At 44.2% G+C, this 21,213-nt stretch carries 16 protein-coding genes and 4 tRNA genes; 6 read left to right on the top strand and 14 right to left on the bottom strand.

The window, feature by feature from the left end; translation table 11 throughout:
* Window positions 1-48: 48 nt before the first annotated feature.
* The gene (locus R7M72_RS04110) at window positions 49-1,281 is read right to left on the bottom strand and encodes a CinA family nicotinamide mononucleotide deamidase-related protein (protein WP_315956419.1); all 1,233 of its coding nucleotides are present in this window, start codon (window positions 1,279-1,281) and stop codon (window positions 49-51) included.
* Window positions 1,282-1,472: 191 nt separating this feature from the next.
* Here R7M72_RS04110 and R7M72_RS04105 point away from each other — a divergent pair, with 191 nt between their 5' ends.
* Window positions 1,473-2,375 carry a DUF3943 domain-containing protein gene (locus R7M72_RS04105; RefSeq protein ID WP_318056074.1) on the top strand — a complete coding sequence of 301 codons (903 nt, stop codon included), beginning with the start codon at window positions 1,473-1,475 and terminating at the stop codon, window positions 2,373-2,375.
* Window positions 2,376-2,596: 221 nt separating this feature from the next.
* Window positions 2,597-3,109, top strand: a complete 513-nt coding sequence (locus R7M72_RS04100) for a glycine cleavage system protein R (protein ID WP_005376814.1) — start codon at window positions 2,597-2,599, stop codon at window positions 3,107-3,109.
* Between the two features lie 77 nt (window positions 3,110-3,186).
* Here the strand turns inward: R7M72_RS04100 and nspC are convergent, their stop codons facing one another.
* The 10 genes from nspC to uvrY form a co-directional block, all read right to left on the bottom strand.
* Window positions 3,187-4,320 (bottom strand): carboxynorspermidine decarboxylase, encoded by a 1,134-nt coding sequence (gene nspC, locus R7M72_RS04095; protein WP_053306579.1) that lies wholly within the window; start codon window positions 4,318-4,320, stop codon window positions 3,187-3,189.
* Between the two features lie 103 nt (window positions 4,321-4,423).
* Complete coding sequence (locus tag R7M72_RS04090; protein WP_012841628.1) at window positions 4,424-5,668, bottom strand: carboxynorspermidine synthase; 1,245 nt, start codon at window positions 5,666-5,668, stop codon at window positions 4,424-4,426.
* Window positions 5,669-5,686: 18 nt separating this feature from the next.
* Window positions 5,687-8,563 (bottom strand): pyridoxal phosphate-dependent class III aminotransferase, encoded by a 2,877-nt coding sequence (locus R7M72_RS04085; RefSeq protein ID WP_065274670.1) that lies wholly within the window; start codon window positions 8,561-8,563, stop codon window positions 5,687-5,689.
* 897 nt (window positions 8,564-9,460) lie between these two features.
* A tRNA-Gly gene (locus tag R7M72_RS04080) sits at window positions 9,461-9,536 on the bottom strand.
* Window positions 9,537-9,549: 13 nt separating this feature from the next.
* Window positions 9,550-9,636, bottom strand: a tRNA-Leu gene (locus R7M72_RS04075).
* A 77-nt stretch (window positions 9,637-9,713) separates the two neighbouring features.
* A tRNA-Gly gene (locus tag R7M72_RS04070) sits at window positions 9,714-9,789 on the bottom strand.
* Between the two features lie 37 nt (window positions 9,790-9,826).
* Window positions 9,827-9,900: transfer RNA gene (locus tag R7M72_RS04065), tRNA-Cys, on the bottom strand.
* Between the two features lie 462 nt (window positions 9,901-10,362).
* Complete coding sequence (pgsA, locus tag R7M72_RS04060) at window positions 10,363-10,920, bottom strand: CDP-diacylglycerol--glycerol-3-phosphate 3-phosphatidyltransferase (RefSeq protein WP_005394805.1); 558 nt, start codon at window positions 10,918-10,920, stop codon at window positions 10,363-10,365.
* Between the two features lie 46 nt (window positions 10,921-10,966).
* Complete coding sequence (uvrC, locus tag R7M72_RS04055) at window positions 10,967-12,799, bottom strand: excinuclease ABC subunit UvrC (protein WP_082240156.1); 1,833 nt, start codon at window positions 12,797-12,799, stop codon at window positions 10,967-10,969.
* Window position 12,800: 1 nt separating this feature from the next.
* A complete protein-coding gene (gene uvrY / locus R7M72_RS04050; RefSeq protein ID WP_005386783.1) occupies window positions 12,801-13,445 on the bottom strand; it encodes a UvrY/SirA/GacA family response regulator transcription factor in 645 nt (214 codons plus the stop codon).
* Between the two features lie 427 nt (window positions 13,446-13,872).
* On the opposite strand from uvrY, the gene R7M72_RS04045 reads away from it, so the two are divergent.
* Window positions 13,873-16,236 (top strand): DNA polymerase II, encoded by a 2,364-nt coding sequence (locus tag R7M72_RS04045; protein ID WP_025767269.1) that lies wholly within the window; start codon window positions 13,873-13,875, stop codon window positions 16,234-16,236.
* Here R7M72_RS04045 and R7M72_RS04040 read toward each other — a convergent pair.
* On the bottom strand, window positions 16,233-17,000 hold the full coding sequence (locus R7M72_RS04040) for a nucleotidyltransferase domain-containing protein (RefSeq protein ID WP_213912319.1): 768 nt from the start codon (window positions 16,998-17,000) through the stop codon (window positions 16,233-16,235). The two genes, R7M72_RS04045 and R7M72_RS04040, sit on opposite strands and share 4 nt — an antisense overlap.
* Before the next feature lie 194 nt (window positions 17,001-17,194).
* Between R7M72_RS04040 and yeiP the strand changes: the two genes are divergently transcribed.
* Both yeiP and R7M72_RS04030 read left to right on the top strand, forming a co-directional pair.
* The gene (gene yeiP, locus R7M72_RS04035) at window positions 17,195-17,761 is read left to right on the top strand and encodes an elongation factor P-like protein YeiP (RefSeq protein ID WP_005376801.1); all 567 of its coding nucleotides are present in this window, start codon (window positions 17,195-17,197) and stop codon (window positions 17,759-17,761) included.
* A 2-nt stretch (window positions 17,762-17,763) separates the two neighbouring features.
* Window positions 17,764-18,084: an HI1450 family dsDNA-mimic protein gene (locus R7M72_RS04030; protein WP_005376800.1), complete on the top strand. Its 321-nt coding sequence runs from the start codon at window positions 17,764-17,766 to the stop codon at window positions 18,082-18,084.
* 187 nt (window positions 18,085-18,271) lie between these two features.
* On the opposite strand, the gene rluB is transcribed toward R7M72_RS04030, so the two are convergent.
* Window positions 18,272-19,210, bottom strand: coding sequence for a 23S rRNA pseudouridine(2605) synthase RluB (gene rluB / locus R7M72_RS04025; RefSeq protein WP_054701249.1), 939 nt, complete (start codon window positions 19,208-19,210; stop codon window positions 18,272-18,274).
* Between the two features lie 565 nt (window positions 19,211-19,775).
* Between rluB and R7M72_RS04020 the strand changes: the two genes are divergently transcribed.
* On the top strand, window positions 19,776-20,486 hold the full coding sequence (locus tag R7M72_RS04020) for a calcium-binding protein (RefSeq protein WP_005376796.1): 711 nt from the start codon (window positions 19,776-19,778) through the stop codon (window positions 20,484-20,486).
* A gap of 93 nt (window positions 20,487-20,579) precedes the next feature.
* On the opposite strand, the gene R7M72_RS04015 is transcribed toward R7M72_RS04020, so the two are convergent.
* Complete coding sequence (locus R7M72_RS04015) at window positions 20,580-21,200, bottom strand: L-threonylcarbamoyladenylate synthase (protein ID WP_005376791.1); 621 nt, start codon at window positions 21,198-21,200, stop codon at window positions 20,580-20,582.
* Window positions 21,201-21,213: the final 13 nt, after the last annotated feature.

The following is a 21,213-nucleotide window of genomic DNA, read 5'->3' as shown; positions in this document are numbered from 1 at the left end:
TTTTTTGTCTCTGTGTTTTGTCTCTCAGACTACTGTATAGAGCTTTGGTTATAAAGCACTGCTCGGGAGGTGCATCTCTTTAACTTTCTCTAAAAATGCATAATGCGCAAACATCGGTTTACGTTCTAGGTAGCGACGCAACAAGTCTAGTGCTGCCGTGCTGATCACTTTAACTTGATCATTGCGCTGATACTTTTTCGAGAGTTTATATAATGCTCCCCACTCGCCTGACGGTGTCGATAAAGCGACGGAAAAAACACCCTCTTCAATATGGCCAGTAACGAGTGATAAATCCGTCCCACACTTCTCTCGCGTAGCGCCAGCCAGAGCAAACGTCTCTGCTAATGGATCTCCGCTGTTGGCCATCGCTTGAGTCAGGCTCGGTAGTATCCAACCATGCCCTAGTTGCTTTTCAGCGTTTTCATCACCGTTTAGCCAGTACGTTAAGTATCCTCCGCTACTTTTTTCGGAGGTCGACACTGTTAGTCCTTTATCGACCAACAACTGGCCGACATTTTCAACCATAGGTAAATCAATACTAACGGTATTACTCTCAAGGTGTTTATTAATTATCTGTACGAGTTTCAAACGCTGTTCAAGCTGATCTGAAGGACCAAAAAGTTTCACTTCAATAAAAGGCAAGTAAGAGCGATACCCTAGCTCATAGCCTTGAGGAAGTTTTAGCTGATCTAGCTTATCTGAAATACCGGATTCAGACAGACCAAACGTGTAGATTCGACTACAACATGAACCTTGAACATCGGGAAACACTCTTCTCAGATCGGGAAGAATTTGCGTCTCTGCCATGAGCTTAAATTCACTTGGTACACCCGGTGTGAAATAAAAAATGGCATCATTAATCAGCATTTTGAAACCGCAAGCAGTGCCTATCGGGTTGTCCAATATCCCTGCCGTTTCTGGCAGCATTGCTTGCTTTAAATTACTGTCCGGCATAGGGATGCCACGTCGAGCATACAAACTTTCTAGATGCTGCAACCACTCTTTGAATAGCACCAGTTTACAATCGGCGGCTCTCGCGGCGGCGGCGGCACTCATGTCATCCGTTGTAGGGCCTAAACCACCATTAACAATAACCACATCGTTGTTAAAGCTGAGCATTAAAAACTCTTCAACCAAACTCGATAGGCTATCGCCAACCGTTGAGCGCTTTGTTAAGCCAAATCCATGTTGATAAAACAGGCTAGACAACCATGCCGCATTAGTATCAACAATATCACCGTGGAGGACTTCCTCACCAGTACTAAGCATTGCTATTTTCACAACTGACTCCTGAACGTAAGCACAATCCTATTTTCGTTATAGCGCTTATTTTTCTTTTTATTTGGACAAATCTCGCCGAGGTTTGTTGGGACTAAATAAGGGTCAAGTGTTTAAATGATTGATGTTTTGAGGGATAATTACGAGCCCGAACATACACCATTAACTCGGAGACCTTTGTGTCAAAATCATCCATGTTCAAGACGACTCTAACAGGCCTTTTCTTGGCTTCGTCAGCGCTTGCGCACGCAAGTCACTATGACCTAAGCCGTCATACAGAGTTTTCTTACACACCTGATTGTTTGTCAGGTTACTGCGAAACGACGACTCTGTACACCTTCGAGGCTCAAAATCGCGGTGTTATGTATGAACAGAATAATGATGATTCGCTAAACCTTGACGCAGGGCTTCAGCCTAAACATCTCATCATCCCTCAAGATAAAGACTGGGATTATCTGATGGGTCAAACCTACACCATTCTAGGTCTCAGTATCGCGACCGTAGGCATGATGACTTTTCTTCCAGAAAGTATCACCAAATGGGACGAAGAAGACCGGGACATGAGTAAGTTGGGGCAAAAGTGGAAAGATAATGTCTCTGACGGCCCCGTTTGGGATCGCGATGAACATGTCCTCAACTACATCATGCACCCATATTTTGGCGGCGTTTACTACACGGCAGCACGTCACGCTGGCTATAATGAATTTCAGTCGTTTTTGTACTCCGCAACTATGTCGACGTTCTTTTGGGAGTATGGCGTAGAGGCGTTCGCAGAAGTACCATCTTGGCAGGATATTTTTATCACACCGTTCTTTGGTGCTGTTGTTGGTGAAATGATGTTAACGGCTGAGCAAGACATTATTGCCAACGGTGGCGAAGTTATGGGCTCTGAAACCGCAGGTGATGTTTCGCTCTTCTTCTTAAACCCTGTTGGACATATTCATTATTGGGTAACTGATGCATGGGGCGGTAGTGCAGAACTACAATTCAATTCATCACCTTGGTTTGGAAACCAAGATATTGCAAAATTCGCCATGGACGCAGGCGCAAACTACGACAGTCAATTTTATGGTGTCGAGTTAAAAGTAACCTTCTAATCCTAAGTTGATACTCGGTAAAAAGCAGCCTTACGATGGCTGCTTTTTTGTGCTCTGAACATTGTTTTAATTATTTCCATCACGAATTAGTGTTAAAAATTGACTTTCATCAAACATTACCCGCCCTTAGCACCTACACTAAATAAAAGGATTTATTCCAATAACTTAAGTAGCACGTTTATTCGTACTGCGTCCAAACCTTGATTCCAGGAGGGGACATTATGAACACCGTATTTATTGTTAATTTTGTCGGACAAGCGTCACCCGCCACGATTAAAGAGCTCGCTGCAATCACACACGAAAACGGCGGGAAATGGCTGATCAGCAAAGTAAACTTTATCGAAGACCAAGTTGCAGGTGTCATCAAAGTAGAGCTTCCAAGAGAAAATGCCGACATCGTTAAACAAGCGTTCTCTTCTTGTCAGACTCTTGTTGTTAGGTTCGTCGACTCTGAGCCTCACTCATATCGTGAAGACACTATCTTCCAACTTCGTTTAGATGCCAACGATAGAGCGGGTATTGTGAATGAAATTACTCACGTTCTCGATAATCAAGGTATCTCAATTTTAGATATGGATTGTCAGCGTGTATTCATTGCAGGAGGCGGAGGGGTAAGCTCTAGCTTATTCAGCGCTAAAATGGCGATAAAACTACCTAGCGAGCTAGAAATTGAAGACATAGCCAATGAGTTAGAATCTCTGAGTGAAGACACTCGTGTAATTGTAGAAAGCTAACTGCATACCTTTAACGCTTCCCCAATAAAAAGAGCAGCAATTCAGCTGCTCTTTGTCGTTCTAATACTCAATACGTTTTATTTCACTGACCACTGAGACAGTGAACGTTTGAAATCAGAGTAGTCAAATTCATTCAGTTTTTGAATGTCACCATTCGAGCGTTCACAGTAGACCGACGGCATACGTAGACCGTTAAACCAGTTCAGTTTCACCATGGTGTAGCCGGCACTATCTAGAATATGCAGACGCTGTCCTATCTCTAGAGGCTGTTCGAAGTTCGCCACGCAGAACTGGTCTCCAGCCAAACAAGAGCACGAGCCGATCACATACTCGTGTTCACCATTTTCAGATGCTTCAAGAATTGACGCTGGCTCATTGTAGATCAACGTATCTAAGCGGTGAGCTTCTGTGGCTGAATCGACAATCGCCGTCTTCTTTACGTTCTCAACGATATCAACCACAGTGACCACTAGGTCAGTCGTCTTGGTAATGATCGCTTCGCCCGGTTCTAGGTACATTTGCACGCCGTGTTTTTCAGCAAACGCTTTCAGCGCTAGGCCAAGCTTTTCGATGTCATAACCCGGCCATGTGAAGAACACGCCGCCACCCATGCTTACCCAGTCCAGCTTATCTAGGTACTCGCCAAACTGAGCTGAAATAGCATCGAGTAAACCGATAAACGCATCCACGTCTTTGTTCTCACAGTTCATGTGGAACATTACGCCATCAATACCATCAAAAATTTCCGGTTTGATGTGATCAGCCTGAACACCAAGACGAGAGAATTGACGCGCTGGGTTTGCTAAGTCTTGCCCTGCATAGCTCACACCAGGGTTCAGGCGCAAGCCAATCGATGCTTTACCTTCGACAATATGACGATAAGCCGCTAGCTGTGACTGAGAGTTAAAGATCATCTTGTCAGAGATGTCCGCCACATCGCGAACGTCATCTTCGCTGTAACCCACGCTGTATGCGTGTGTCTCACCACCAAACGTTTCGTAGCCAAGCTTCACTTCAAACGGGCCAGAACTTGTTGTTCCGTCTAGGTAAGGCTTGATGATGTCGAATACACCCCATGTTGAGAAGCACTTCAGTGCTAATACAAGCTTCACACCAGAGATGTCTTTTAGCTGTTTTGCTTTCTCTAGGTTCTCAATCAGCTTGTCTTCATTGATCATGAAGTATGGCGTTTTTAGTTCGTTTTGTTGCATTTTGATACCTTACGTCCCTTCGCCTTAGCAAAGGCACTATAAAATCGAACAAAGCCGACGCAAGTGCATCGGCTTAAACGTACAAATAAGAGTCGCTAAATTCTTACTTCAATTTATGGATAACAGGTTGTCCTGGCTCCAGTTCTTGAACATGCCAATCTAGACCAATAGATGGCATGGTTTCTAGGAATGGGTCTGGATCTAGTTGTTCCATGTTGAACACGCCTTTGTCTGCCCACTTGCCACGGAAGAACTGCAAAGCCGCAGTGATCGCTGGTACGCCAGTGGTGTATGAGATAGCTTGGTGTTCAACATCTTCGTATGCGACTTCGTGATCAGCGTTGTTGTAAATAAATACACTGCGCTCTTTACCATCTTTCTTACCTTGAACCCAAGTACCGATACACGTTAGGCCAGTGTAGCCTGGTGCGAGTGATGTTGGATCTGGTAGTAGTGCTTTTAGCACGTGCAAAGGTTGAACAACCGTACCGTCGTGAAGCGTTAGTGGATCTGGGCTGAGTAGACCGATGTCGCGCATAACATTGAAGTAGTTTAGGTAACGGTCACCAAAGCCCATCCAGAATTCGATGCGTTTCGCCGGGATGAACTCTTGCATAGATCGAACTTCGTCGTGCGCCATTGAGTACACTTTGTGTGAACCACAATTCGGGAATTCAAACTCAAGCATACGTGAGTGACAAGGTACTTGTTTCCACTCGCCGTTTTCCCAGTAGAACGAATCGCCTTGAATCTCAAGCATGTTCGTTTCTGGATCAAAGTTAGTTGCGAACTTCTTACCGTGGTCGCCTGCGTTTACATCCATTACGTCGATAGTATCGATTTCATCGAACAGATGCTTCACTGCGTATGCGGCAAACACCGATACTACGCCCGGATCGAAACCAGCACCAAGAATACCTGTAATGCCCGCTTCTTCAAACTTCTCACGGTAACCCCACTGCCAATCGTAAGCTTGAGGTACTTGTTGGCCTTCAGAGCACAAATCAACCGCAACAGATGTATCAAGGTATGACACTTTAGCTTGGTAACATGCTTCCATAATAGACATGTTCACCCAAGGAGGACCTGCGTTGATCACTAAGTCAGGTTGTACTTCTTTAATTAAAGCAACTAAAGAATCTACGTCGTCCGCGTTTACCGCTCGCGCTTCTAATTTCTTAGTTGAATCTTTCAGATTGTTTTTCTTCTGAATCGATTCGATGATTTTCTCACACTTACCTACGGTACGTGATGCGATTGTGATATCACCCAGAACGTCGTTGTTTTGTGCTGCTTTATGTGCAACTACCCAGCCAACGCCGCCTGCACCAATCTGTAGAATTGCCATAGTTTTCCGTTACCTTTGTTAAACTAGCTCTGCCGCTAGCGTATTGATTTTTGAGAGCAAAGATTCAAAGTCCGCCGTCGTCAGACACGGGTTCAAAATCGTAAATTTCAATGCAGTTTTATCGTCGACAATGGTTTCACCCAATACCGCGATACCGCGTGTTAACGCTTCTAAGCGCAACGTTTTGTTCAGTTCATCAAGATCCGCTGATTCATGTGTCGCTCGGAACAGAACCGTAGATAGTGATGGTTCAGCCAACAACTCAAAGTGTTTGTTATCTCGAATCATGTCCGCCACTTCAAGCGTCTGTTCAAGCAAATGATCATACATATCGCCTAGTGCTTTTGGCCCTACGCTTTGCATCGTCATAAACACTTTGAGCGCATCAAAACGCTTAGTTGTCGCAATAGACTTATCCACCAAGTTCGGTAGTTCGTCGTGTTCGCGGTTCAAGTAGTCTGCATGGTGAAGCAGGAATTTAAAGTTAGACTTGTCGTTTACCAATAGCGCACCACAACTGATGGTTTGGTAAAACAGCTTATGGAAGTCTACGCTGATGGAATGTGCACGCTCACAACCTTTCAGACGTGTTTTTTGGCTACTTAGAATCAGAGCTCCACCGTATGCACCGTCGACGTGCATCCACATGTCATGTTTCGCTGCCATATCGGCGATAAAGTCTAAGTCATCAATAGCACCGTGATCCGTTGTACCCGCTGTGCCAACAATGGCAAATGGGATTAAACCTTCTGCTTTGGCCTGATTGAGAACTTCGTCTAACTTAGTGACATCCATCGTTCCATCGGCATTAGCATCGACGGTCATGACCGCTTTTTCACCCAATCCCATCCAAGACGCTGATTTTTGAACCGTGAAGTGGGATTTTTTCGAACATACAATACGTAGCTTGTCTGCGTATTCAGGAAGGCCAAGCTTTTGAATTGAGTGTGCACTGAGTTTGTCAGCAATCCAATCTCGCGCAAGCATCAAACCCATTTGGTTACTTTGCGTGCCGCCGCTCGTGAAGATACCGTCCGCTTTTTCACCTAACTCATATTTATCGCATAGCCAGTTCACAACTTTCTGTTCAACATAAGTCGCTGATGAAGCTTGATCCCATGAGTCCATCGACTGGTTCAAAGCCGCAATCATTGCCTCTGCCGCAATCGCTGGCATCAACGGTGGAGTATGCAGGTGAGCAATACAATCTGGATGTTGAGTAAAAATTGCGTTTTTCGCGACCAGATCAGCAGCATCGTCGATAACGGATTTAAGAGGCGCATTTCCATTATCAAGATCAACGTCGTGAATCGCTGCTTCCAATGCTTTTGGATCCACACCTGAATACGGTGCAGTCACTTGTTCAAACACTGACTTCATTGCCGTAGTAGTGTGATTCATCACCGAAGCAAATTCATTGCTGCCCATCTCTCCAGTGTGGATGAAATGCTTCTTCCATTCATCTTGTGGCTGAGTTTCGATGTGACTACCGCCAGCGGCTAAAATCGCGTCTTCAAATACACGTAAAGCAAAGTCGATTTGCTCAAACGAGATGATAAGAGGAGGAAGGAAACGAATTACTGCGCCTTCGCGTCCACCTTTCTCAACGATCAAGCCACGCTCGAGTGCTGCGCGTTGAATAGAAAGTGTGAGTTCACTATCCGCTTGAGGTTCACCAAATTTATTGAGCTCACCGTTTGGAGTTTTAATCTCCACGCCTAGCATCAAACCTTTGCCACGAACCTCTGCGATACAGTTCACACGCTTTTGAATACTTTCAAGGCCGTAGCGCAAGTACTGACCCGCAATATTGGCATGCTCAACAAGATTATCACGCTGGATAATTTCTAATGCTTTCGCACCAGAGACCATGGCTAGCTGGTTACCACGAAATGTACCTGTGTGCTCGCCCGGCTTCCATGTATCATGTTGCTTGTTGATAACCAATAGCGACATTGGTAAGCCACCACCAATTGCTTTTGATAAACACAGAATATCTGGAACAATGCCCGACTCTTCGAACGCGAAATTGTAGCCAGTTTTACCAACACCACACTGGATCTCATCGAAGATCAGTAAGATACCGTGTTCATCACAAATACGACGTAACTCTCGTAGCCAGAATGCTGGCGCAGGAACAACACCACCCTCACCTTGCACTGGCTCCACGATAATCGCGGCAGGCTTCATAATGCCTGACTCATCATCGTTTAAAAGACGATCGATATAGCGAATACTTGCTTTTGCACCTTCATCACCGCCAAGCCCAAAAGGACAACGCAGGTTGTATGGGAAAGGCATAAAGTGCACATCCGACATCAAACCAGTTCGACGAGCTTTGGTGCCTAAGTTACCCATCATCCCCATCGTACCATTAGTCATACCATGGTATGCGCCACGGAAGGCAAACATAGTGTTGCGACCGGTAGTCTGTTTCGCGAGCTTGATAGCAGCTTCAACCGCATCAGCTCCAGACGGGCCACAAAATTGGATAACGCTGTTCTCGCTTAACTCTTGAGGAAGAAAAGACTTAACAGATTGAATAAACGTCGTTTTTGCTGATGTTGCAATATCTAGCGTCTGATATGGCAGTCCTGAATCTAATTGCTCTTTCAGAGCTTGGTTTATTTCAGGATGGTTATACCCCAAAGCTAGAGTGCCAGCCCCCGCAAGGCAGTCTAGAAAGATCTGTCCACGCGTATCTTCAACCAAGCACCCAAAGGCTTGTTTAATTGCGATCGGCAAACGACGTGGATAAGAACGTACTTCAGATTCATGCTCAGCCTGATCAATCAATACTTGATCTGGCGTTAAGTCATACGTTCCCTCAACGATAGGAACCTGAGACGAAAAAATGTTTGCGATATTGCTATCGACTTCAAAGGCAGTGCTCATACTACATAATCCCTTGAATTATAATAATTCTGTATCCTGTATTAATAATCATTAGAATGAAATTACAGGAGGTGTGAATACCCCTCCGCATTTGTCAGTGCATAAATGACAAATACAGATCATCCGCCACGATACTCGCGACTTTATATGTAAAAGGGATTAATCAAGGTTCTGTAATGCACCCGTTTTGTAAAACAGGACATTTCGGCAGTATGAAGCTGATTAGTGTGTGTTTATTCAAAGGTTTCAATGTTGGGTTTCCCATTAATATGCCGCGTTTACAGCATTAGTATCCCGTCTATCGACAAAAGGCTTTGCCGATACCTACCCTACGCAGTGTCACAATCAGCTTGAATGGTCACTACGCGTATCCCCCAGAGATCAAACGTTGTTAATTACGCTCCGAGATTGCGCGCGAATTTATCACAAAATAAAATCTTCTGGCAACGATTTTTCATATTAGTAACAGTGATGTAAATCACAACAAAACATACCCCATTGCAACTCACATGTTCATATTCATGAGCTATGCTTTTCTGCTTCTCTCAAACAGCTGTTATTTAAACAAATATTCTTGAGATATCATCACCTCATCCAACAGAGGTTTAAGGTTGTGCTGCTTAATCGTAAAACATTCCTTTCTATATCCGGAACATTTAAAAAGATAGCATTCTCGTCACAGCTTTGCCTGGAGCAAGAGTGGTTATTCTCCACAAGTGATGGTTTAAACATAGACTAGTAGGAATGGCTAAGATGCATTGCAATGGCAGAATGAACAATCACTTGAGTCAATGAGACAAAGGGTTCGTTACTTAACGAAGTCTGTGACAGAAAAGAAGTTTGAGATTTTCAAAAAATACGAAAAAGGCCTAACATTTTCATGTTAGGCCTTAAATCTGGAGCGACACACGAGGTTCGAACTCGTGACCTCAACCTTGGCAAGGTTGCGCTCTACCAACTGAGCTAGTGTCGCATTTAATATGAGATGGTGCCCCGGGCCGGACTTGAACCGGCACAACGCGAACGTCGAGGGATTTTAAATCCCTTGTGTCTACCAATTCCACCACCAGGGCACACAAATATTCTTTGTGATGCCTTTACAGAAAAGTAAAACACCATCTGATATCGCCAATGCCATATCAATAAAATTTGGAGCGACACACGAGGTTCGAACTCGTGACCTCAACCTTGGCAAGGTTGCGCTCTACCAACTGAGCTAGTGTCGCATTTATTCTCGAAAGCCATTCACTCTCAAAAGAATAATGGAGGCGCCTCCCGGAGTCGAACCGAGGTCCACGGATTTGCAATCCGCTGCATAGCCACTCTGCCAAGGCGCCTCATTTGTGAATAAAGCTAAGCTTTTTCACCACCCTTTCGAGCCGTGCTCTCTTGGGTACGGGATGCATTCTACGGATTCGAGCGATCGAGTCAACACTATTTTTATTTTTTTAAATCGTTTGACTAGAATTTGTGCGAAAGGCGATGGATTGCTTAGTTTTAATACTAAAAATCGCTTAAATACACTTGTTTATCATAAAACTTTGGCTACGCCTTACACTGCTGGCCGTGCGTTGCGTGCATTGAAGTATTAATAATCAGAAGACTCGCCTCTCTAAGACTCTCCAAGGACAAAAACAAGACTTAGATCACAAATAGAACTCTATCGAAGCAAAAGCCCCAGATACAAATTGCAAACATGGCCGTTAGCAAGCATTGAAAAGCGAGAGAAGCCAAAAAATGCTGTAGATTGTCTTAGTACAAAAAAGCAGGCTATTAAGCCTGCTTTCTAACATCAGAATTTAATGGTGCTCTTCATTCAACAGATCGTCTTTCGCAGCAGCCAAATATTGAATCATTGACCAATATGTCAAGAAAGTTGCCACATACAAGGCCGCAAAGCCTAGCCAAACCATCCATTCATCGTAACGCCATATCAACACCCATAAGGCGAACATTTGCGAAACAGTTTTTACTTTGCCAACCCAAGATACCGCAACACTCGCTCGCTTACCGATTTCAGCCATCCATTCTCGCAATGCTGAGATAATGATTTCTCGCGCAATCATCGTTACCGCAGGAATGGTCACCCAAATTGAATGATAATGTTCCGTGATTAGAATCAATGCCGTTGCCACTAGCACTTTATCAGCGACAGGATCAATAAACGCGCCAAAACGAGAAGTTTGGCCAAGTTTACGGGCCAACATGCCGTCAAGCCAGTCGGTAAAACCCGCTACCCAAAACACCATTGCTGCTGCAAACGGTGCCCATGAATAAGGTAGATAAAAGACAACCACAAAAACAGGGATTAGGAACAGTCTAAGAAGAGACAGAATGTTCGGGATATTCAAACGCATTTTATTATTCTCTTACACATTGCGGCTTAATGTTGCGCGATTTTCCTTATTGTTTCAATGCTTGGAAAATAATTTCTGCTAAAGAGTGACTTATTCCCGGTACTTTGGCGATTTCTTCGACACTTGCACGTTTAAGTTCTTGTAACCCACCCATGTACTTGAGTAACGCCTGACGTCGTTTAGGGCCGATTCCCTCAATCCCTTCGAGTGCACTCGTACGTCTGGTTTTACCTCGCTTAGCACGGTGCCCCGCTATAGCATGGTTATGGCTTTCATCACGAATATGTTGGATAAGGTGCAGCGCAGGAGCATCGCTTGGTAAATGAAACTCCTCCCCATCGACTGTAATCAGCGTTTCTAAACCTGGTTTGCGAGTAACGCCTTTTGCAATACCAATCATGATGGGACGCTTTGGCCAATCCCCCCAATATTGCGAAATGATGTCATGCGCACGATTTAACTGACCTTTACCGCCATCGATAAAGATGATGTCGGGAATTTTCTCTACGTCCAATTGCTTCGAATAACGGCGCTCCAACGCTTGTCCCATTGCTGCGTAATCATCACCACCGGTAATCCCAGTAATGTTGTAGCGACGATACTCTTGCTTTACGGGGCCTTCGTTGTTGAACACCACACATGACGCAATCGTGCTTTCCCCCATCGTATGGGAGATATCAAAACATTCCATTCGAGCTATAGACTCCAAATTCAATGTTTCGCGAAGCGCATGAAAACGCTGATTAATCGTCATTTTGTGATTGATTTTGGTGGTAATCGCCGTTAGTGCATTCGTGTTCGAAAGCTTGAGATACCTTGCTCGAGAGCCAGTTGGCGACGTATGAAAATGAACCTTACGGCCTGCCACTTCACTTAACGCTTTCTGTATTGGCGCAATATCTTCTGCCAACTCTTGATTCAAAATAATACGAGAAGGAATTGTACGTGCTTCGTTATGGCTCAAATAGTATTGAGTCAGAAAACTATCGAACACTTCCTGCTGGCTTGTATTTTGTGGGATTTTCGGAAAATGACTACGGCTACCAAGCACTTTGCCTTGACGTATCATCAGGATATGGATACACGCGATACCATTCTCCTGAGCAAACCCGAGTACATCCATATCATCCATGCTGTCTTCTGAGACGTACTGCTGCTCTTGAACACGCCTAATCGCTTGGATTTGATCGCGAAATTTAGCGGCATCTTCAAAGCGCAATTGCTGACTGGCAACTTCCATTTTCTCGATCAGTTGTTTGAGTACTTGCTGATCTTTGCCTTGCAAAAACATGCGCACAAAGCCAACCAACTCTGCATATTCTTCATCAGAAATGATGGTATTAACGCATGGTCCTGCACAACGACCAATTTGGTACATCAAACATGGGCGCGTTCGGTTGGAATAGACAGTGTCTTCACACTGGCGCACAGGAAATATCTTTTGCAGCAAATGCAATGTTTCTCTTACTGCACCAGAATCTGGGTAGGGGCCAAAATATTCACCTTTGCGCTTCTTGGCGCCACGGTGGATAGAAAGCCGTGGGTGCTTATGACCGCTAATAAAGATATAAGGGTAAGACTTATCATCTCGCAGCAACACATTGTATTTCGGCAAATACTGCTTGATGTAGTTATGCTCTAAGATCAGCGCTTCTGTCTCAGTGTGAGTCACCGTGACGTCTATTTTGGCGATATTACTGACAAGCGCGCGAGTTTTCTCACTGTCTACTTTTTTCCGAAAGTAGCTTGAAAGGCGCTTTTTAAGGTCTTTGGCTTTACCTACGTAGATTACAACAGCTTCGGCGTTGTACATTCTGTAAACGCCGGGCTGATGAGTTACTGTCTTGAGAAAGGAAGCCGAATCGAAGGGAGGATTCACGCTAAAGGGTCTCGGTGTCCAGCATTCCGTGGCGAATCGCTAAGTGAGTTAACTCAACGTCACCATTAATGTCCAATTTACTAAAGAGTCGGTAGCGATAGCTGTTGACTGTCTTTGGACTTAAATTAAGTTGCTCAGAAATATCCGTTACCTTTTGGCCTTTGGTGATCATAAGCATGATCTGCAATTCACGTTCGGATAAGTCTTTAAAAGGGTTCTCAGAGGCTGGAGAAAATTGACTCAATGCCATCTGCTGCGCAATCTCTGGCGAGATGTAACGCTGCCCACTATTAACTACACGAATCGCATTCACCATTTCGTCAGGGCCAGCACCTTTGGTTAAATAACCAGACGCACCTGCCTGCATCACCTTGGTTGGAAACGGGTTTTCTGTATGAACGGTAAGTACGATGATTTTCACATCAGGATTCACGCGAAGAATTTTTTTAGTGGCTTCCAAGCCACCAATTCCTGGCATGTTCATGTCCATTAAAACGACGTCAGCATGATTACTGCGACACCATTTTACTGCATCTTCACCGCTGTCAGCTTCTCCTGCTACGTTCATTCCACGGACGTCTTCAATAATACGTCGTATCCCTGTGCGAACCAGCTCGTGATCATCTACAAGGAAAACATTTATCAAACTTGTATCTCCACACTTTGTATTGGTTCTGCACCCACATAACCATTATTTGTTAAATGTGGATATCAGTATGACTGCCTATATACTAACGTAATCGACAAAAAATTGCTTTCTATGAATATGTGCTGAAACGCAAACTTTAGCAAGAACTTATTCATAAACCACTCTATTATTTTAGAGCGTGATGAGCAGAACCGAAATCTAAGAAAAGACAATTAACAACATTAAGTACAATAAATCAAGTAACTAGGTTTCATATTGCCCAGAGAAACACGCTATAACTTAAAATGACACTGTCCCTCTTGCACCAAAGACTAACTTGTAATCACTAATTCCAGCAAAAATTTGAGACGCTTTCTTTACTGGTTATTTTTACAGTTCTTAGTGTTAAACTAACGTTCTTCAAGTTTTCTAAGGTTTCTCACATTTGAATATTCAACAAGGCTTCCTGCTAACTCGACAGGCACGAGACATCAAAGGTCAAACTCAAATCGAGCTGTGGCTTTCGACAGAAGCAGGTCCTACTCAGTTACTTATTAATGGTGAGAAGCCAGTATTTTTCATCGCTCAGAAACACTCAGAGCAAGCAAAGACACTCGCACGAGAAAAAAACATATTCGTCGACATCCGCCTTTTGGATCTCAAAACGTTTGAACATACGCCTCTTGCTGCCTGCTATACCAATGTAACCAGAGACGCTCTCGCACTCAAAGACACATTCGCTCAAAAAGATATCACTACGTATGAAAGTGATATTCGCCTCGCCGATCGCTACCTAATGGAGCGTTTTATCAAAGGCAGTATCGAGTTTACAGGCAATGTGACTCGCACCAATGGCTACCAACGCGTCCAGAGCGCAAAATGCCGTGCGGGGCAATATGAGCCGAAGTTAAACGTTGTCTCGTTAGATCTAGAATGCTCTGAGAAAGGCATTCTTTACTCAATCGGATTAGACAGCGTCATGGATTCCCGCGTTATCATGATCGGAGAACCAGAACCTTCGGAGACACCGATACAATGGGTCCAGGATGAAAAGGCGCTTCTAGAAGCACTCATCGATTGGTTTAAAAAATTCGACCCCGATGTCATTGTCGGTTGGAATGTCATTGATTTTGACTTTCGTCTGCTACACAAACGAGCAGAATGGCACAACATGAAGCTAATGCTTGGCAGAGCAGACCAAGCCAGCTTTTTTAGAAGTTCATCTCAAAGCCAACAAGGGTTTATCTCCATTCCCGGGCGAGTTGTGATGGATGGTATCGATACGCTAAAAACGGCGACTTACCACTTTCGGTCTTGGTCATTAGAGTCTGTATCTCAAGAACTCTTGGGGGAAGGTAAAGAAATCCACAACGTGCATGACCGCATGGATGAGATCAATCGTATGTACCGCTCCGACAAACCATCACTGGCTAAATATAATTTACAAGACTGCGTGTTAGTGAATAAGATTTTCAATCACACTCACCTGCTTGACTTTGCAATAGAGCGCTCTCGTCTCACTGGTGTCGAACTGGATCGTGTCGGCGGTTCGGTTGCAGCATTCACAAACCTATACATGCCTCAGATACACCGAGCAGGCTACGTTGCTCCGAACCTACACCCTGAAAATTGGATTGCCAGCCCCGGAGGTTACGTGATGGATTCCATCCCTAACCTATATGATTCTGTTTTAGTATTGGATTTTAAGAGTCTATATCCATCGATTATTCGCTCTTTCTTGATTGATCCTATGGGTTTGGTTGAGGGGCTATTACTCGATATTGGAAAAGAAGATAATGAGGCTGTTCCTGGCTTTCGCGGTGGGCAGTTCCATCGTACGAAACACTTTTTACCAGAAATGATTGAAAAGCTTTGGGCAGCACGTGATGTTGCAAAGAAGAACAATGAAAAAGCTTTTTCTCAGGCAATCAAAATCATCATGAACTCCTTTTATGGCGTACTGGGCTCATCGGGATGTCGTTTCTTTGATACTCGGTTAGCTTCTAGTATTACCATGCGCGGACATGAAATCATGAAGCAAACTAAGGTGCTGATTGAGGAGCAAGGATATCAAGTGATTTACGGCGATACGGATTCCACATTCGTGTCGTTGAATCGACCATACAGTCAAGTAGAAGCTGACGCTGTTGGAAATCAATTAGTTGATTACATCAACTCTTGGTGGAAAGAACACCTGCGTTCTGAGTACAACCTAACATCTATGTTGGAAATCGAGTATGAAACCCATTATCGCAGATTCCTTATGCCAACGATTCGTGGCGCAGAAACTGGCTCGAAAAAGCGCTATGCGGGTTTAATCGGTGAAGGAGAGCAAGAAAGGATTGTATTTAAAGGGTTAGAAAGTGCCCGTACTGACTGGACCTCGTTAGCACAGAAATTTCAAAATACACTCTATAGCATGATTTTCCATGGTGAAGATCCAAGCGACTATGTCCGAGAGATGGTTGAGAAAACTAACAACGGTGAATTTGATGAACAGTTGGTGTATCAAAAGCGACTGCGAAGAAAACTGCATGAGTATCAGAAGAACGTCCCGCCACAAGTGCGTGCAGCTCGTTTAGCCGATGAGATAAATGCCAAGCTTGGCCGCCCATTACAGTATCAAAACAAAGGGCGAATTGAATACATTATTACCGTGAACGGCCCTGAACCTTATGAGTACCTCAATAGCCCGATTGATTATCAACATTACATTGATAAACAACTCAAACCCGTTGCGGATGCGATTCTCCCTTTCATTGGGACGGACTTTGACAGGCTTTCAGCGCCACAAATGGGGTTGTTTTAGCCGATACGAAACTCTGTTTTCTGGTACTGTTTGACTAACCAATCACCAAACGCATCAATTAGCCCGATAACAGAACGCTTGGGAATCCCCCGGCCAGAAAGTAAAATTTCTAGCCGCTCGATCTCAAGCTGCTTTTCAGGATGATAAGTTAAGAATACCTTGCCACACTCTACGGGGTCATCAAACCAACGTTTATCTCGATACATCACCAAAGAGTATGACGCTCTTAGTAACTTTTTAGCAATCACGCGCTGGGCGGCCACCTGCTCTTCTATCGTCTTCGCTTGTACGATTTTTTTGCGATACACCGTAATCCAATCTGCCACATCCATATTCCAGTGCTTAGCAATTTCCCAACTTGGGACGTAATCACCAAAACAGTCTGCTAGATCATGACCATAAACACAGACACAGCAATGCTTAAGCATAAAGCCCCAAGTAAAAATACTATCTAAATTAGCCACTTCGCTCACTAAGGCTGTACGGACCGATACACCATTAACTTGAGAGTAACTCTGCTGCGCACGCCACTTAATTGTGTTGAGCAAAGTCGCGCGATTGTGCTCAAAGGATGATTGAGTAACGATAACCAAGTCTAAGTTCGACTTCCCAACGATCGCTGTTTTGCGAGCAACACTACCGTATACATAAACGCTGTGTAAGTTTTGCCCCAGTCCACCTTTGAGACAAGCGGTGACTTCCCTAATTAAAGGCGCAAACTCTGGTTGAAATGGTTGTTTAGGATCGATAACAGGCAGAGACATGACTTAAAACGTGTTCTCAGATGGTTCAAGAAGTTGGGCTATATGTTCTCTTAGCCAACTCACCGAATCAAGTCCATTCAGGTGTTTAGTCATGGGAGTAACAACAAATTTCTGCAATGAATTTTAATGCTAGGCGGCTAACTTAGCGCTATAATCACCGAGTTTTGCTTAATAAGTATGAATAGGAATATACAATGCCAAAGGCAAGTGAAATCAAAAAAGGCTTCGCAATCGAGTCTAATGGTAAAACTCTTCTAGTTAAAGACATCGAAGTAACGACTCCTGGCGGTCGTGGCGGCGCTAAAATCTACAAAATGCGTTGTACAGATCTAAACACGGGCGCACGTGTAGATGAGCGTTACAAGTCTGATGACGTTGTTGAAACGGTAGAAATGAACAAACGTGCAGTTGTGTACTCATACGCTGACGGCGATGAGCACATCTTCATGGATAACGAAGACTACTCACAATACACATTCAAGCACAATGAAGTTGAAGACGACATGCTGTTCATCAACGAAGATACACAAGGTATCCACATTATCCTTGTTAACGGTGCTGCAGTGGGTATTGAACTACCATCTTCTGTTGAGCTAGTGATTGAAGAAACTGACCCTTCAATCAAAGGTGCTTCTGCATCTGCTCGTACTAAACCAGCACGCTTCGCTTCAGGTCTTGTCATCCAGGTTCCTGAGTACATTGCAACTGGTGACCGTGTTATCATTAACACAGCTGAACGTAAATACATGAGCCGAGCATAAGCATGTCTGATTTGATTTCTTACGACGACGTCATCGACGCAGCGTACGACATTTTCCTTGAGATGGCTCCAGATAACCTAGAGCCAGCTGACGTGATTCTGTTTACTGCGCAATTTGAAGATCGTGGTGCCGCAGAACTTGTTGAAACCGGTGATGACTGGGTTGAACATGTTGGCTTCGAGATCGACAAAGAAGTATATGCAGAGGTTCGTATCGGCCTAGTAAATGAGGAAAATGACGTTCTTGATGACGTATTTGCTCGTATGCTAATCAGCCGAGACCCTGAACATAAGTTCTGCCATATGCTTTGGAAACGCGATTAACGTTTCTTCATCATGAACAAAGATACCAGCCTAGTGCTGGTATTTTTTTATCTGTTGTTTTCGTCTAGCTGAGATATATGTTTATACAAAGCACCCTGCTCTATATCGGCTTTAGATCCTTTTGTTATGTAACAGATAAGAAAAAGGCTTGCCGAATTGGCAAGCCTTTCTGATGTTTTGCTATCGATTAACGATGCTTGTTACGTGCGCCTTGGTCACCAGCAGCCTTCTTCGGCTTACGACGAGAAGGGTTGTTGCTGCGGCCTTTTGGCGTGTTAACACGCTCTTCATGGCGCTTAACTGCGCGACGAATTTTTTGGCTGCGTGCACGCTCTCGTTTGCGTGACGTATTGTCTTTGTTCAGATCAAGCATGGTTTCTTTCTCTGGACGAAGCTCTACAAGCTCACGCAAGTAGTTTACTTCTTTCAGGTCAAGCTCCATCCAACCGCCACGAGGCAGTTTCTTGTCTAAGAAGATGTCGCCGTAACGAACACGTTTCAGACGGCTAACGGTACACTCTTGCGATTCCCATAGTCGACGAACTTCGCGGTTACGACCTTCGTTGATAACAACGTAAAACGTGTGGTTCATGCCTTCACCACCCGCGTAAACAACATCTTCAAAGCGAGCTAAACCGTCTTCCAGTTCAACACCTTTTACTAGATTACGAACTTTCTGTTCAGTTACTTCACCGAACACACGTACTAGGTATTCACGTTCAACTTGGCGGCTTGGGTGCATTAAGCGGTTCGCCAGTTCACCATCCGTTGTGAAAAGTAGAAGACCAGAAGTGTTCGCATCCAGACGACCAACTGAAATCCAACGAGAGCCACGAATTTTTGGCAGACGATCAAAAACAGTACGACGACCTTCTGGATCGTGACGAGTACACAGTTCACCCTCAGGTTTGTAGTACGCAAGTACACGACAAATCACTTCTTCTTGAATCTTTGCAGAGACAATGTGACCATCGATACGAACTACGCTGCTCTCGTCTTCAAGTCTTTCACCAAGCTTAGCGACTACACCGTTCACGCTAACGCGACCAGATTTAATTAACGATTCAATCTCACGACGAGAACCGTGACCAGCACGTGCTAATACTTTTTGTAACTTTTCGCTCATTTATCTACCTATGTGTCGTCTTCACAGACGTCTAGACCAGGATTGGTCTGTATTTTGCTATTTACCCATTTCAGTGGGATTTTTCGGTCAGACATTATACGTAACTTTCTTAGTTAATGTAAGCTAAATCGGCGCCATTCTCCACACCAAAATTCACTTCAAAAATGACCGAAATATTTGTCCTATTCTGCAACTTTTTTACTACTTAAAGCAGGCATTGCTCAACGAGAATCCCACTAATATCGGTCTTCCTGAACCACTTTAACCACGCGGTACCTGATAAAATTGTCAGGGTTACAACAATAACCACTTGGGGTGTGTTTACTGTTCGTATTGCTAGAAAGCAACGAAGAATAAGCCGTCCCTGTTTGCTGCTAAGTAATACCAATCACCGCAGACAATGAGCGCTCATAGCAAAGCAAGGTCGTGGGTAACAAGACAAAAATTGTCTTTAAGTCATTAGTTCACATCAAAAATAACACTAATGCTATCGTGTACTCTGACTCACTAGGTTCGCTCTGCACTCTCGGTGATTGGCATAAATCAGACAAAAAGGAATAGAACAATGTCTATGCTAAATCTCGACCTAAATTGGATTTTTGGGACATCTCAAGATGACGATATGACAGGCACAAAAGGCTCTGAAACAACCGATATTTTCTTCGGCTTCTGTGGTGATGATAAGTTTGTAGGATACGGAGGTAATGATATTGTCTTCGGTGGCTGGGGAGACGATACCTTGCTTGGTGGCCGAGGTAACGACTTTGTTTCTGGCGGCTTTGGAAACGATTTCCTATCCGGCGGATTAGGAAACGACAAACTCTTTGGTGGCTGTGGCGACGACACAATTTTTGATTATTCAGGCAACAACTACTTGAGTGGTGGCTGGGGTAACGACACACTCGTTGTTGGTGATGGTGAATCAGTACTGAGCGGTGGCTGTGGAGACGACACCTTCGTGCTTACAAACCGCCTGGCTATTGGTGTACCTGATCAGCCAGTATCTTCCAACGATATTGATGTCAAAGCCGACATTGTCGATTTTAATATCTTCCATGACAAACTTGTCTTTGATATGGGCCGAGACACTGATAACGATGGCATTCGAGATACGTTCTTGGATTCAGCGGATGATCTGACTTTATCTTACAATGAATGTGGCTGGGCAGTATTCTCAAGTGATGAATACAATGTTGAAGTGACACTAAACGGTGTGAGCTCTGCATACATCAACTATGCAGAACAAAATGGTATCGACATTTTCGATTTCGCTTAACCTCAATCAGTTAAGTTCAATGAGATATTCGATATGACAACTAAAATAGGAGGCGCGATGCCTCCTATTTTGTTTGGCGGTGGTGTGCGTCTACTATTCGAATGGTGCAGGGTCACCTGATCCCAAACGAACTACAACAGGTTCACCTTCGCTAAAGTCAATTACAGTCGTAGGTTGTTCACCTAGGTAACCGCCATTAAGAATCACATCAACCGCATGTTCTAGTTTATCGCGAATATCCTCTGGATCAGATTCTGTTACGTCACTGCCAGGTAGAATCAACGACGTAGACATCATCGGCTCACCTAATGCTTCCAACAAGTCCAAGGCAATTTGATTGTCTGGGACACGGATACCGATGGTCTTACGTTTTGCATTCATCAAACGACGCGGTACTTCTTTAGTACCTTTGAAGATGAAGGTGTAAGGACCTGGTGTGTTATTTTTCAGCAGTCGGAATGCAGAGTTATCCACTCGCGCATAGAGAGAAAGCTCCGACAAATCACGACACAGTAAAGTAAAGTTATGCTTATCATCCAGACGACGAATCTGACAGATTCGTTCCAGTGCCTGTTTGTTCTCCAACTGACAGCCAAGTGCGTACCCTGAATCAGTAGGGTAAACCACAACGCCGCCGTTACGAATGATTGCTACTGCTTGATTAATCAAGCGAGCCTGTGGGTTTTCTGGGTGAACGTAAAAAAACTGGCTCATTGTAATTCCTCAT

Source organism: Vibrio sp. YT-18 (assembly GCF_033337345.1).
Lineage (GTDB): Bacteria > Pseudomonadota > Gammaproteobacteria > Enterobacterales > Vibrionaceae > Vibrio > Vibrio alginolyticus.
This window is presented reverse-complemented; position numbering and strand designations above follow the sequence as displayed.